The 14,271-nt window shown below is 61.3% G+C and carries 14 protein-coding genes; 7 read left to right on the top strand and 7 right to left on the bottom strand.

Annotation, left to right across the window (positions count from 1 at the left end):
- Positions 1-9 precede the first annotated feature (9 nt).
- Positions 10-738, top strand: coding sequence for a MotA/TolQ/ExbB proton channel family protein (locus P3T25_RS38920; RefSeq protein WP_054042128.1), 729 nt, complete (start codon positions 10-12; stop codon positions 736-738).
- A gap of 16 nt (positions 739-754) precedes the next feature.
- Positions 755-1,174, top strand: coding sequence for an ExbD/TolR family protein (locus P3T25_RS38915; protein ID WP_054042130.1), 420 nt, complete (start codon positions 755-757; stop codon positions 1,172-1,174).
- A gap of 402 nt (positions 1,175-1,576) precedes the next feature.
- Here P3T25_RS38915 and P3T25_RS38910 read toward each other — a convergent pair whose 3' ends face one another.
- The gene (locus tag P3T25_RS38910; RefSeq protein WP_154565527.1) at positions 1,577-2,563 is read right to left on the bottom strand and encodes a LysR family transcriptional regulator; all 987 of its coding nucleotides are present in this window, start codon (positions 2,561-2,563) and stop codon (positions 1,577-1,579) included.
- Positions 2,564-2,686: 123 nt separating this feature from the next.
- On the opposite strand from P3T25_RS38910, the gene P3T25_RS38905 reads away from it, so the two are divergent.
- The 4 genes from P3T25_RS38905 to hemP all read left to right on the top strand — a co-directional run bounded on the left by P3T25_RS38905 (position 2,687) and on the right by hemP (position 5,147).
- Positions 2,687-3,565, top strand: coding sequence for a pirin family protein (locus P3T25_RS38905; protein WP_171928116.1), 879 nt, complete (start codon positions 2,687-2,689; stop codon positions 3,563-3,565).
- Positions 3,566-3,758: 193 nt separating this feature from the next.
- Positions 3,759-4,157: an OsmC family protein gene (locus tag P3T25_RS38900; RefSeq protein ID WP_154565525.1), complete on the top strand. Its 399-nt coding sequence runs from the start codon at positions 3,759-3,761 to the stop codon at positions 4,155-4,157.
- Between the two features lie 117 nt (positions 4,158-4,274).
- A complete protein-coding gene (locus P3T25_RS38895; RefSeq protein ID WP_154565524.1) occupies positions 4,275-4,757 on the top strand; it encodes an SRPBCC family protein in 483 nt (160 codons plus the stop codon).
- Between the two features lie 129 nt (positions 4,758-4,886).
- Entirely contained in the window at positions 4,887-5,147 is a 261-nt protein-coding gene (gene hemP, locus P3T25_RS38890; RefSeq protein WP_171928115.1) for a hemin uptake protein HemP, read from the top strand.
- A gap of 310 nt (positions 5,148-5,457) precedes the next feature.
- On the opposite strand, the gene P3T25_RS38885 is transcribed toward hemP, so the two are convergent.
- The 5 genes from P3T25_RS38885 to uvrB form a co-directional block, all read right to left on the bottom strand.
- Entirely contained in the window at positions 5,458-6,864 is a 1,407-nt protein-coding gene (locus P3T25_RS38885; protein WP_171928114.1) for a 4Fe-4S binding protein, read from the bottom strand.
- A complete protein-coding gene (locus P3T25_RS38880; protein ID WP_171928113.1) occupies positions 6,861-7,706 on the bottom strand; it encodes an FTR1 family iron permease in 846 nt (281 codons plus the stop codon). The genes P3T25_RS38885 and P3T25_RS38880 overlap by 4 nt, the downstream gene beginning before the upstream one ends.
- Before the next feature lie 88 nt (positions 7,707-7,794).
- Entirely contained in the window at positions 7,795-8,127 is a 333-nt protein-coding gene (locus P3T25_RS38875; RefSeq protein ID WP_154565520.1) for a cupredoxin domain-containing protein, read from the bottom strand.
- A gap of 121 nt (positions 8,128-8,248) precedes the next feature.
- Positions 8,249-8,797: an iron transporter gene (locus P3T25_RS38870; RefSeq protein WP_054042141.1), complete on the bottom strand. Its 549-nt coding sequence runs from the start codon at positions 8,795-8,797 to the stop codon at positions 8,249-8,251.
- 341 nt (positions 8,798-9,138) lie between these two features.
- On the bottom strand, positions 9,139-11,232 hold the full coding sequence (gene uvrB / locus P3T25_RS38865; RefSeq protein ID WP_154565518.1) for an excinuclease ABC subunit UvrB: 2,094 nt from the start codon (positions 11,230-11,232) through the stop codon (positions 9,139-9,141).
- A gap of 396 nt (positions 11,233-11,628) precedes the next feature.
- On the opposite strand from uvrB, the gene P3T25_RS38860 reads away from it, so the two are divergent.
- The gene (locus tag P3T25_RS38860) at positions 11,629-12,828 is read left to right on the top strand and encodes an amino acid aminotransferase (RefSeq protein WP_171928112.1); all 1,200 of its coding nucleotides are present in this window, start codon (positions 11,629-11,631) and stop codon (positions 12,826-12,828) included.
- 195 nt (positions 12,829-13,023) lie between these two features.
- Here P3T25_RS38860 and P3T25_RS38855 read toward each other — a convergent pair whose 3' ends face one another.
- Complete coding sequence (locus P3T25_RS38855) at positions 13,024-14,262, bottom strand: DUF3734 domain-containing protein (protein WP_154567269.1); 1,239 nt, start codon at positions 14,260-14,262, stop codon at positions 13,024-13,026.
- Positions 14,263-14,271: the final 9 nt, after the last annotated feature.

The following is a 14,271-nucleotide window of genomic DNA, read 5'->3' as shown; positions in this document are numbered from 1 at the left end:
GGAATTGCAATGCAAAACTACGGATTGGCGCACGTGTGGGCGCAAGGGGATTTCGTGACGCGCGGTATCGCGCTCGCGCTGTTGATCATGTCGGTCATGTCGTGGAGCGTGATCGTCATCAAAGGCTGGAATGTGATGCGCCTGAAGCGTCTCACGAAGAATGCCGAGCAGCAGTTCTGGCATTCGGACGATCTCGCCGACGGCGTGAAGAAGCTCGGCGCCGAATCGTCGACGCCGCAGGACAATCCGTTTCTCGCGCTCGCGCTGTCGGGCCAGGAAGCAGCCGATCACCATCATCAGACGCAGCCGCATCTGCACGATCGCATGGACGTGTCGGATTGGGTGACGCGCTGCCTGAAGGACACGATGGACGAAAGCGTCGCGCGCATGCAAAGCGGTCTGGCGATTCTCGCCTCAATCGGCAGCACGGCGCCGTTCGTCGGCCTGTTCGGCACGGTGTGGGGCATCTATCACGCACTGCTGGCAATCGGCGCAAGCGGCCAGTCGTCGATCGATCAGGTCGCGGGCCCGGTGGGTGAAGCACTGATCATGACCGCGTTCGGCCTGTTCGTCGCGATTCCGGCTGTGCTCGGCTACAACGCACTGACGCGCGCCAACAAGGCGATCGTCGCCAAGCTGAGCCGCTTTGCACACGGCCTGCATGCGTTCTTCGTGACGGGCGCCCGTCTGTCGTCATCCAAACGCGGCGACGGTTTGCGCCTCGCGCGCGCCAACTGATCGACGAGGCATTCCGATGGCAATGAGCCCCTTCGCCGGCGACGATGACGACGGCCTGATGAACGAAATCAACATGACGCCGCTCGTCGACGTGATGTTGGTTCTCCTGATCGTCTTCATGGTGACGATTCCGGTGATTCGTCACGCGGTCAAAATCGATCTGCCGCATGCGAGCAGTCAGAAGGAAGACACCAAGCCCGCGCAAGTCACGGTCTCCGTCGATGCGGACGGCAACGTCTTGTGGGACGACAAGAAAGTCGACGACGCAGCGCTGCGCGCGAAAATTGCAGAGGCTGCGCAAGCGAATCCGCAGCCGGAGCTGCATCTGGATGCGGACCGCAAGGTCGCGTACGAGAAAGTGGCGGAAGTGATGTCGGCGGCGCAGGCCGGCGGTCTCACGAAGATCGGCTTCGTCACGCAGCCCAAAGGCAAATAATCGCAAGTGATCTGAGCGCAGCAATGCGCCCTTGTTAAGCAGCGTCTGCCGAAAAAACAGAAAAGCCCTTGAAACAAGGGCTAAAAGTAAAAGGCCTTCATCGTCAGATGAAGGCCTTTTTTTTGCGCACTCGGCGCCTTCGGGCGGCGGGATCATTTACCATCAGAAGATGACTGATAGCTCGAGTCACCGCATGCGACAGCCGTGATCGACACGGACAGCGCGGTCAGCCCTATCAGGCCCACTATCATAGAGGCCATGAGTTTTCGCATAAGAGACTCCTTAGCGAAGGGATTTCACTATAGGCCTGTGAGCGCGCGCATTCAAGCAAACCGCCATTGAAAGTACTCATGACAGGCGGCGCTTAAATGCTAAAAGCGATGTTGCCGTGCGTAATAAGTGCTATGAGGCAACCGCAAAAGCGGGCTGCGCGGCGTCTTGCTCGGTGCGCGTCGGACACTCGCCCATGATGTGCTTGCCTTCGTCCGGATCGAGCATTTCGACCAGATAATCGACGAACGCGCGCACAGCCGGCACCATTCCCTGCCGCGACACGAATACCGCGTACAACTGCGGCGTCGGAAAGGTCCAGCCCGGCATCACCGGCGACAATTGCCCCGCGCGCAGCGCGCTGCCGTACATCATCTCCGGCAATGCGGCGATACCCACGCCGGACAGCACCGCTTCACGGATCGTCATCAGATCGGCGGTGACGAGGCGCGGCTCGTGTTCGTGCGCGTGGCGCGTGCCGTCGGGGGCGATCAGCTCGAAGACATGGCGTCCGTCGCCGGTTGGCACGTCGAGCGTTTCGAACCGGCTCAGATCGGCAGGCAACAGCGGCGGCGCATTCTGCTGCAACAGGCTCGGTGCGCCGACCAGCATCTGCTGCGTGCGCCACAACGGCCGCACGACGATGTTGGCGTTCTCCGGCGGAGCGGAGCGCACGCGCAACGCGATATCGATCGAATCTTCAAACAGATCGACCACACGGTTCGTGACGCGCATTACCACACGCACTTCCGGGTAGCGATGCATGAATTCCGGCAGGATCTGCGACAGGATGGTCTGCGAAATCGTCACCGGCACGCTCACGCGCACCGTGCCACGTGGCGACGACCGCAATTGCTGCACGACGTTGACGGCCGCCTGTGCTTCGCTCAGCATCGCCTGACAGTGCTGGTAGAAGAGCTGGCCGGCTTCAGTGAGCGCCAGCTTACGGGTGGAACGCTGCAGCAAACGTACGCCTAGCGACGCTTCCAGCTCGGTGAGCCGGCGCGACAGGCGCGACTTGGAAATGCCCAGCACGCGCTCGGCGGCAGAAAAACCACCATGTTCGACGACCTGCGAAAAATACATCAGGTCATTCAGATTGTGTGAATCGATCTTCATCTCATCGTTCCAGTAATAGAACAATCCATTGCGTGAGGGTGGCTGGCGCCTAGGAAAACGGTCCCTATAATAGCTCTATGTTTCAAAAATAACGCTATTCCCCATTTTTCAAGGTGACTTTTGATGAGCACGACACGCACGATCGAACGCACGTTTCCCGCCGTTCGCACGACCGAAGGCGGCGGCTTTATCGTCCACCGTCCGTTTCCGACCCGTTTGCTGATGGATTTCGATCCGTTCCTGCTGCTCGACGAAATGGGGCCGATCGACTACGCGCCGGGCGAGGCAAAAGGCGCGCCGGATCATCCGCATCGCGGCTTCGAAACGGTCACGTACGCGCTCGAGGGCCAGTTCGGCCACAAGGATTCGGCGGGCCATTCGGGCACGCTGCATGCCGGCGACGTGCAATGGATGACTGCGGGCGCAGGCGTCGTGCACAGTGAAATGCCGGACCCGTCGTTCATGCGTACGGGTGGGCGGGTGCATGGCGTGCAACTGTGGGTGAATCTGCCGCGCCGCGACAAGATGATCGCGCCGCGCTATCAGGAGATACCGTCGGCCAGCATTCCGGTCGCAACGTCCGCGGACGGCAAGGTCCGCGTCAAGGTGATCGCGGGCGAAGCGCTCGGCGTGAAGGCGGCGATCGAAACGCGCACGCCGATCCTGTATCAGCATTTCTCGCTGCAACCGGGCGCGACGATCCAGCAACCGGTGCCGGCCGACTATCGCGTGTTTGCTTACAGCCTGTCCGGCAAGGGCTTCTACGGCGAAGGGGAAGCACGCCAGGAAATCGACGCACAGAAGATGGTGGTGTTTGGGAACGACGGCGACTCGATCACGCTCACAGCTGGCGCCGAGCCGCTCGAAGTGCTGCTGCTGGGCGGCGTGCCGCTGAAAGAGCCGGTGGTGCGCTACGGTCCGTTCGTGATGAACACGGAAGACGAAATCCGTCAGGCCGTGACCGATTACCAGGCCGGGCGCATGGGCGCGATCACCCACTGATTTGCCACATCGGCACGCGCCGCCGCTCATGATTGCGGTGGCGCGGCGCTCATCACCCCGCCCGCGCCGCCGCTGCGCATGGGCACGAAGGCCGGTGAATTCGTTCACAATAGCAATTCATGCCGCGCACCACGCTGTCCAACCGTGATGGATCGTAGTGCGCGGCGATTTCCGTCCCTGCTCAGGAGCGCGCATGGCAGAGTCCACCGTCACCGCCCACATCGGTTCGACGAATTTCCAGGTCCTTTTCGATGACGGCAAGCACACGTGGCTCGCCGACGAACCCGAGTCGCTTGGCGGCGGTGATCGCGGGCCGACGCCCGTCGCGCTGTTGCTGTCGAGCCTCGGCGCCTGTACGTCGATCACGCTGAAGATGTACGCTCAGCGCAAGGGCTGGCCGCTCGCCGACGTGCGCGTGGCGCTGTCGCTTGAAACCGGCGACGCGGGTTCGACCATCGACCGCAAGATCATGCTGGAAGGCGATCTGTCCGACGAGCAGCGGGAACGGCTCTTGCAGATTGCCAATGCGTGCCCGGTTCACAAGATCCTCACACATTCGATCACGATCCGTTCGGGTCTTGCCGTCGCCTGAAGCCATGCGAGCCGCACGCGTCGGCACATTGGCGCGATAGCTCGCCGAGCGCGACAATGGTGTGATTGGCTCAGCTGGGCTGAACGTTATGCAACGCTTTCATAGGAAGCCGTCGTTTTGAATTTCGAACACCTTATCCAGATCAACGACCCGTTGAATCCGTTTGTCGACTCGATGACCCGCGAGCAGTTGTGGGAAGGCCTCGTGCTGCGCGCCGAACAGCCGCAACTGTTCGTGATCGGACTCGATAGTTGCACCATCCTTTCGCGCGAAGGCGACACGCTCGAACGGGAGCTGCACTACGGCAAGGCCACCGTGCGCGACCGTGTCACGCTGCAGGATCGCCAGAGCGTGCGTTACGACATTCTGCCGACCGCGGACTATGTCGGCGGCTCGCTGACCATGACGATCGAGCAGCCTGACGAATTGCAATTGTTCCTGCGCTTCGAATACACGACCACCCTGCCGGTCTCCGACGACCAGGACGCTGTGACGACGCAAGAGATCGTGAAGTCAGCGTATCGCGAGAACGATATCGATACCGTGCGACTGATCCGCCAGTACGTGCAGGCGAGGCAAGAACCCGGTTCATTGCATTGATGCGTGTGCGGGCGCTGCGCCCGCACCATTCAACTATCGAAAGTCGAATCCGATGAATTTCTCTTGCTTGTAAATGGGAATAGTTATCATTTAGAATTAATCCATCGAATCGACCAACAGCAAAAACGAATGACCGATCTCAACCGCTCTTCCACGCTCAGCCTGCGCCGCCCGGCGGCCGCGCTGACCAGCCGTCCGAAAGCATCGACGGCGACGGCAACCGCCGCGAAGCCGGCAGCGGATCACGCCAACGGGACGAGCGAGAAGTCGGATCGGGTCGTGCGCAGCGACGCGCTGCTGCAAGGACATAGCCACGTCAGCATCCTGCATAACGGCGAGACCTACCAACTGCGTGCAACGCGCTTAGGCAAGCTGATCCTGACGAAGTAACATGCAACAACGAGTAGCAGTACGTACCGGGTATTGTGGGGACCACCTCCTCGAGAGGTGTTAGGCATTAGCCAGCCACGACGGCTTGCACGTGAGAACTAGACCCCTTCGTGCAGACACCAAGCCAGTCGTCGCAGCCAGCCAGGCCGCTTTTTTGGTTCTCACCCAATGCGGATACACGAAACGACGTGTGTCGCACATGCAGAAAATGAAAAAGCCGTGGGATGCTGTCATCTCCACGGCTTTTGTTTCGCACGGCGCCGATCGAGTCTCGGCAGCGCATTGAAGCAGCGCATTGAAGCGTTAAGACTTACTTCGAAGCCCAGCCCCAGAACATCAGCCACCATGCGCTATCGACCACCGCCAGCGCCGCCGCGAACCACACCATCGCGAGGCCGCGTTGAACGAAGCGCTCGCTATAGCGACGTGTGACGAGCCAGGCGAGCCACGCGCTCCACAGGTTGGCAATCGCCAGTATCGCGATACGCATATCCGACGCCCACCACAACGACAGATGCTCCGCGCGCAGCAGCGACAGCGTAGTCGCCGACAAGCCGAGGAACACACCTGCGCCGGCAATCGGAATCAGGCCTTGCGTCAAATGATGCAGACGCACGAAGCTGAAGCGCCCCAGCATGCGCGACGCGCCCATCAACAGCACCAGCAGCACCGTGCCGTACACCAGCGCCGTGGCGAGGATGTAGCCGATCACCATCGTGCCGTCGAGCCACGAGAACACGTCGTTCTGCTCGGGGTAATGCGTGAACAGGAACCACGGCGCGTTGGTGTCGAGCGGCCACGAGATGTCATGATCGACCAGCCAGGTGGCGAAGAACATCTTCAGGTCGACGAACCAGCGCGAAGCGGTCCAGTGGAATGCGCCGATCGCGATGCCGAGCAGGCCGTACAGGATCAATGCGGTGTCCCACGGGTTCGCCTGTTTGTCGCCGAGCTGCACGACTTCCGACGACGGCGCACGCCACGTCAGCGCGATCGCGTCGCGATGTCCGCTGCAACGGCCGCACATATGACAGTCCGACGCGCCCTTCATATTGCGCAGCGGCACCAGCGGCGCGCAGTTGATTGGAATCACGCGATGCCCATGTTCGCCGTTCTTGTACGAACGGCGCCACGCGTCTTCATCGACTTTGTAATGGAACGGCGCGAGACGCGCCAGTAGCGAAAAAACCCCGTTGACGGGGCACAGGTACTTGCACCAGACGCGCTTCTCGCGTCCGTACAGCAGGCCGATGATCATCGCCGCGAAGGTCGAGCCGCCGAGCACCAGCAGCACCGCTTTCGGATACTGGTAGACGCTGACCATCTGCCCATAGATGGTGGTGATGCCGAACGCGACGAACGGCCAGCCGCCCCAGCGCATCCAGCGCGGAATCGCCCAACCGCGGCCATATTTGCTGGCAAATTCGGCGAGCGCGCCTTCCGGACACAGCACGCCGCACCAGACACGACCGAGCATCACCATCGACAGCAGCACGAACGGCCACCAGATGCCCCAGAACACGAACTGCGCGGCAAGCGTCAGGTTGGTCCACAGATGCGCGGTGTCGTCCGGCAGCGGCATCACTGCGGGCACGAGAATCAGGAACGCGTACACCGCCACCACAACCCACTGAATGCCGCGGATCAAACCGCCGTGACGCTGCATCCACTGCCCGGCCGCGGCAAGGCGGCCCGGGCGGGTCATAACGGTACTCATGCCGCGCGCCCCGCGGCCTGCTGCGCCGGTTTGCGATTCGCGCGGCGCACCAACAGATAGACAACCAACCAGTACACGGCGTAGGCGACCAGATTCATCAGCGCAGGGTGGGCGCGATAACCGGTAAGCGTCGCGACCAGCGAACCGAAGGTACTCGAGTCGTCGAGGATGGCCGACGAGTTCCACATCTGGTCGATGATCGTCGGCAGAATTTCCTTGTCGATCAGCTTGTCGACACCGGTCTGGAACAGACCCGCGCCGAGGAACAGCAGCATGATTTCAGTGACACGGAAGAAGAGCCGCCACGAGAAATACTTGCCGCCCAACTGCAGCACATAGAAGGTCAGCAATGCGAGACCGAGGCCGATGATCACAGCGAGCATCTGGCTACCATCCACGTGACCCGATTGGCCAAAGCCGAGACCGTACAGGAAGATCACTGTCTCACTGCCTTCGCGCGCGATTGCCAAGGCGACCAGCAAGGCGACACCCCACCAGTTCGAATCGCGCTTGCTCTTTTGCAGCGACTGTTCCATGTCGCGCTTGAGGGACCGGCCGTGCTGCTTCATCCACAGCACCATCTGCACGATCAGCACACACGCAACCAGCACCATTGCGGTCTGGAAATAGTCCTGCGCGTCACCGGAGAGCACTTCGGTGAAACCAACCAGCGCCGCGCCGAGCGCGACCGCCGCGACCACACCGGCCGCGACGCCGCCCCACAGGTACGGCAAACCGCGGCGCGCATCGTCGTCGCCATTTTTCAACCACGCGTACAGGATGCCGACGACCAGCAAGGCCTCAACGCTTTCCCGCCACACGATGAACAGAATCTGACCCATCCAAGCTCTCCCTTCTACCCTGCTACTGCTTTGGCGAACGCGTAACCCGGTTGCTCAAGGCATGCGCTCGCACCCCAAGCCATGACTATTACTTCGCGACGATCACGCCCTGCGCCTGCTGATGGAAATCGTCGAAGAACTTGTACTCGCCCGGCGAGAGCGGAGCGATGACGACGAACGAATCCCCGCCCGGCGCCAGCACTTTCTCTTTACGCAACTGCACGCTTTCGAATTCGGCCGCGCCCTTGCCGGTGTTGCGTATCGCGATCTTGATGCGCTGCCCTGCCGGCACTTCGATGCGCGCCGGATTGAGCTTGCCGTCGTTCATTTCCAGGTTGAAGGTCGGCAGATCCGCTGCGTGCGCGGCCCCCACCGTCAAAGCGGTCATGGCGAGGATCGCGATTTTTCGGTTAATTCTCATTAGCCTTTCCGGAAAACGCGGCGCCGAGGTTCATGCCTGGCGCCGTCTGCTGCATTCATTCATGCGGTTCGCTCCGCGTTTGGCGCGGCAAACCGTGATGATTCGCGTTGATCCGCGTTAATCAGTACCCGCCCTTCTTGCCGATGCCCGCGTACGTGAAGTCGTATTCGAGCGTGATCGGCTTGAACCACGGACCCACGCCGGTTTCCTTGTCGACGTGACGGCCGAAAGCCATGTGGCCGGTTTGCATCGGCGCTTCGACCACCAGCTTCAGGTGGTATTTGCCGGGGCCCTGCAGCTTGACGTTGTCGCCGTAATGCGGACCGTCGTTGGCGACCATCGCCATCATGTCGCCCTTCTGAGTCTGATTCGAACCGGCTTTGGTCAATTCATAGCGAACTTGCAGATACGGCATCCAGTCGCCTTCGGCGAAACCGGTCGGATTGTTCTTGACTGCGTGGATGTCGGCTTCCAGGTGGACGTCCGAATCCGACGCCTTGCGCATCATGCCTTCGGGTTCCATCGTGATCGGCTGCAGATAGACCGCACCGATTTCCATGCCGCCCTGAATCTGGTGCTTGCCGATCGGGTATTCCGCTGCCGTTGCGGAAAGCGCCGCTACCGCGGCCACCGCTGCTGCGCCACCACGCACAAATGAAGAAATCCGCATTGAAACTCCTTGTTTTTATCAGACTGGAATCGAACTCATTGGAACAGTGCGGTGCGCATGCTTTTTAAGCCGCGGTCCCCACGTCCACTGACAGGGGCGACAGACCGCAGACAATCGCATTACGAACGTTAATGCGAACCATTCTCAATATTGGTCGAGTTTATCATTGATCGGCAGGGAGAACAAACGAGGAGACACCCAAAGCCTTATCGGAGCAGGGTCTTAAGGCGGTGTTAAGGGAAGCGCAGGGACGGTGTTGGCGGGGTGCAATGCGCTGGAAAGACAAGGCGCGGCACATTGCCGCGCCTTTCTTCGCGCCTTCCTTGATAAGCAGGAAGAATTTATTCGACGCCGGGCACGTGGTCGCCGACGTTCGCGCCAAATACGCGCTGCCGCAGCAGCGCCAACTGGTCGCGGGTTTGTGCGGCCTTTTCGAACTCGAGATTCTTGGCGTGCTCCATCATCTGCTTTTCGAGGCGCTTGAGTTCCTTGGCGAGCTGCTTCTCGGACATGTCCTCGAATTTCGCCCGAGTCTGCTGTTCCTTCAGCTCGGCGCGAGCGTCGTCGACGTTGTACACCCCGTCGATGATGTCACGAATCCGTTTGACCACGCCGCGCGGCGTAATGCCGTGCTCCAGGTTGTAGGCGATCTGCTTGGCGCGCCGCCGCTCGGTTTCGTCGATGGCGCGGCGCATCGAATCGGTCACCCGGTCCGCGTAGAGAATCGCTTTACCGTTCACGTTACGCGCCGCCCGGCCGATGGTCTGGATCAGCGAGCGCTCGGCGCGCAGGAAACCTTCCTTGTCCGCGTCGAGAATCGCAACCAGCGAGACCTCCGGGATATCCAGCCCCTCGCGCAGCAGGTTGATCCCGACCAGCACGTCGAACGTGCCCAGCCGCAGATCGCGGATGATTTCGACCCGCTCCACCGTATCGATGTCGCTGTGCAGGTAGCGCACCTTGACGCCGTGGTCGGCCAGAAACTCGGTCAACTGCTCGGCCATCCGCTTGGTCAGCACCGTGACCAGCACACGGTCGCCCACTTTGACACGCTCGTTGATCTCGGCCAGCACATCGTCGACCTGGGTACGCGCCGGACGCACCTCGATTTCCGGATCGACGAGGCCGGTCGGACGCACCAACTGCTCGGCCACCTGCCCCGCCGTTTTCTTTTCGTAATCGGCCGGCGTGGCCGACACGAACACGACCTGGCGCATCTTGCGCTCGAACTCGTTGAACTTGAGCGGGCGATTGTCGAGCGCCGACGGCAAGCGAAAACCGTAGTCGACCAGATTCTCTTTCCGCGCCCGGTCGCCGTTATACATGCCGTTCAACTGGCCGATCAGCACATGCGACTCGTCGAGCAGCATCAGCGCGTCGGGCGGCAAATAGTCAACCAGCGTCGGCGGCGGCTCGCCGGGTGCTGCGCCCGAGAAGTGCCGCGAGTAGTTCTCGATGCCCTTGCAGAAGCCCAACTCCTGCAGCATTTCCAGATCGAAGCGGGTGCGCTGCTCGAGCCGCTGCGCTTCGACGAGCTTTCCGTTGCTATAGAAGAACTCGAGCCGGTCGCGCAGTTCGGTCTTGATCGTTTCGACCGCGCGCACCACGGTATCGCGCGGCGTCACATAGTGCGACGACGGGTACACGGTGAAGCGCGAAATCTTCTGCCGCACGCGGCCGGTGAGCGGATCGAACAGTTGCAGCGTCTCAACCTCATCGTCGAATAACTCGATGCGCACCGCCATTTCGGCGTGCTCGGCCGGGAAAATATCGATCGTGTCGCCGCGCACGCGGAACGAACCGCGCTGGAAGTCGGCTTCATTGCGGTTGTACTGCATCGCGATCAGCCGGGCGATGATGTCGCGCTGGCCGAGCTTGTCGCCGGTGCGTAGCGTCAGAATCATCTTGTGATATTCCGACGGGTTGCCGATACCGTAAATCGCCGACACCGTGCCGACGATGATCACGTCGCGCCGCTCCATCAGGCTCTTGGTGGCCGACAGCCGCATCTGCTCGATGTGCTCGTTGATCGACGAATCTTTCTCGATGAACAGGTCGCGCTGCGGCACATACGCTTCCGGCTGGTAGTAGTCGTAGTACGAGACGAAGTACTCGACCGCATTGCGCGGAAAGAACTCGCGAAACTCCGAATAGAGCTGCGCGGCGAGTGTCTTGTTCGGCGCGAACACGATCGCCGGCCGGCCGAGCCGCGCGATGGTGTTGGCCATCGTGAAGGTTTTGCCGGAGCCGGTCACGCCGAGCAGCGTCTGGAACGACAACCCGTCCTCGATGCCTTCGACGAGCGTGTCGATCGCCGTGGGCTGGTCGCCCGCGGGCGGATACGGCTGGTAAAGCTGGAACGGCGAGCCTTCGAACGCGACGAATTTGGATTCGTCAAGCGTCTCGTCGACTTCAGTCAGATGTTGTTCGGACATGGGGGCGGCACCGGGCCTTGGGCAAAGAACTATTCTAACGGGTTGCGGGAACCCGGGCTGAGCGGGTCTGCGTAGGGCTTGCGGGGGTGGAGGGAGGCACGCCAGGCGGTCGATGCAGAGGCGATTTCCCGTCGGCTCTAGGCCGCTGTTCGGCCTTCGGCGGCTTCGCCCCACGCAAATCCGCTACGACGACATGACACCGGAGTGCCTGTTTTTCAAGCAAATAATTCAGTCCAGCAGGCTTTGTCGCCCGAAAAACGCCCGTGAATTCGCTACAATGGCAAGTTGCGCTCGCTCGCCGATGCCCGCCCGCCGTCTGAATTGTCCGTCAGACACCGTTGGCCGGGCCGCCCGCGCTTGAAGCCGCCCTCTTTTCACAACTGCTGCCCATCCATCATGTCTCTGTTCTCCGCCGTCGAACTTGCTCCCCGCGACCCGATTCTGGGCCTGAACGAAGCCTTCAACGCCGATGCGCGCGCCACCAAGGTCAACCTTGGCGTTGGTGTGTACTTCAATGAAGAAGGCAAGATTCCGCTGCTGCGCGCCGTGCGCGACGCGGAAAAGGCTCGCGTCGAAGCCGCGCTGCCGCGTGGCTATCTGCCGATCGAAGGCATCGCTGCCTACGACGCTGCCGTGCAGAAACTGCTGCTCGGCAACGACTCGCCGCTGATCGCCGCAGGCCGCGTCGTGACGGCGCAAGCACTGGGCGGCACGGGCGCATTGAAAATCGGCGCGGATTTCCTGAAGCGTGTGAACCCGAACGCCAAGGTCGCGATCAGCGATCCGAGCTGGGAAAACCACCGCGCGCTGTTCGAAAGCGCCGGCTTCGAAGTCGTGAACTATCCGTACTACGACGCGCACACGCACGGCGTGAACTTCGAAGGCATGCTGAGCGCGCTGAACAGCTACGCCGCGGGCACGGTTGTCGTGCTGCACGCGTGCTGCCACAACCCGACCGGCGTCGACCTGACTGTCGACCAATGGAAGCAGATCGTCGAAGTCGTCAAGGCGCGCGATCTCGTGCCGTTCCTCGACATCGCTTATCAGGGTTTCGGCGACAACATCGAATCCGACGCTGCAGCAGTCCGTCTGTTCGCGGCATCGGAACTGAACGTGTTCGTGTCGTCGTCGTTCTCGAAGTCGTTCTCTCTGTACGGTGAGCGCATCGGTGCACTGTCGATCATCACGGAAAGCAAGGAAGAATCGGCTCGCGTGTTGTCGCAACTGAAGCGCGTGATCCGCACGAACTACTCGAACCCGCCGACGCACGGCGGCTCGGTGGTTGCTGCGGTACTCGCATCGGCTGAACTGCGCGCCATGTGGGAAAGCGAACTCGCCGAAATGCGTGACCGTATCCGCGCAATGCGCAACGGTCTGGTCGAACGTCTGAAGGCCAGTGGCGTGGATCGCGATTTCAGCTTCGTGAACGCACAACGCGGCATGTTCTCGTATTCGGGTCTGACGGCGCCGCAAGTGGACCGTCTGCGCGAAGAATTCGGCATCTACGCTGTGAGCACGGGCCGCATCTGCGTGGCTGCGCTGAATACGCGCAACCTCGACGTGGTGGCTAACGCGGTCGCTCACGTGCTGAAGTAAGGCGTTTTGGAGCGCGAGCGTTTGTTGCCCGCGCTTTGCTTGGCTGTTGCTGCTCGAACTTGAATTGCTTGAGCTGCTTGTAGAAACGGCGCCCTTTCGGGCGCCGTTTTTTATTGATGGACTGTTGCTGGACGTGTGAGTGTCACCTGCCGATTGCGTCCCGCTACCGGCACTACTTTGGCACCTACGGCCGTTTCAGCGGGAATCCCGATGGATATCGTGCGTGACAAACCCTGCGTCGTTATCAGGCATGTCGAGCCAATCGGGTTGCGCGAGCGACTGCCGGATATCGTCCAGACCGCTTTTCCAATGCTCACGCATTGTAGAGAGGCCGAACTGGAAGTCCTTGAAGTGCCCTTCGTATTCCTTCTCCCGATAGATGAGGTGGATCACGTTGTAGCGCTTCGAACACGATAGATCATCCGCCAGCTTGCACCACGGATCGTCGCGCTGGTCGGACGGCACGCGATCGAGCACCTCGCGCAGCACATGCCGGAAACGCTGCGAACGTTGCAGCATATCGGTCACGAGACGTGTGCGGCTCGAGTACTGGATGTCTTTCATGCGGCCTTGAACATCAGTGATGTTGTCCGGCACCGGCCCGACTGCGCTCCACAGATCGACCTGGAACGCGAGCGTATCGCGACGCGGCGTGGTCTGAATCACCTCGTAGAGCGGCGTGTTCGACATCAAACCGCCGTCCCAGTAGAACTGGCCGTCGATTTCGACCGCCGCGAAACCCGGCGGCAACGCGCCTGACGCCATGAAATGCTCAGGCCTCAGTTTCGTATGCGTGTTATCGAAGTAGGCGAAGTTACCCGTACCGCAATTCACCGCACCCACCGACACACGCGTCTCACCAGAATTGATGCGGTCGAAGTCGCAGAGCGCTTCAAGCGTGGCCTTGAGCGGCGTGGTGTCGTAGTAGCTCGCCGTTTGCGGCGGGCCGGAGACGGTGGGCAACGGTGGCGGGAAACGCGGCACGAAAAAGCCCTTTTGCCCTTCCATGATCGCGCCCATCGCCTGAGTCGCCGTGAAGGCCTTGCGAACGGCTTCACTGGAATTGAACAACGCGTGCTCGATAAAGGCCGGCAACGGCGGCCCGAATGCCGGCTGGCAGATCGTCTCCCAGAATTGCAGCAGCCGCTCGACGCGTTTCTCCGGCGGATTGCCGGCAATGATGGCCGTATTCAGCGCGCCGATCGAAATGCCGGCGAGCCAGTTCGGCTCGATGCCGGCTTCGTAAAGTCCCTGAAAGACGCCGGCCTGATAGGCGCCGAGTGCGCCACCGCCCTGCAGCATCAACGCGACGGTTTCGTAGTTCGGCAATTGGAGATTCTTGCCGGGATGCACGGCGGGCGCCGGACCGGCGCCCTCGCCTTCCCCGCCGCCGGGCGCGCCGACGCGCGCCCGCTTGAGATTGCGTTGCGCCATGGGCGCCTC

It is taken from the genome of Paraburkholderia sp. GAS32 (assembly GCF_050434225.1).
Taxonomy (GTDB): Bacteria; Pseudomonadota; Gammaproteobacteria; order Burkholderiales; family Burkholderiaceae; genus Paraburkholderia; species Paraburkholderia madseniana.
This window is presented reverse-complemented; position numbering and strand designations above follow the sequence as displayed.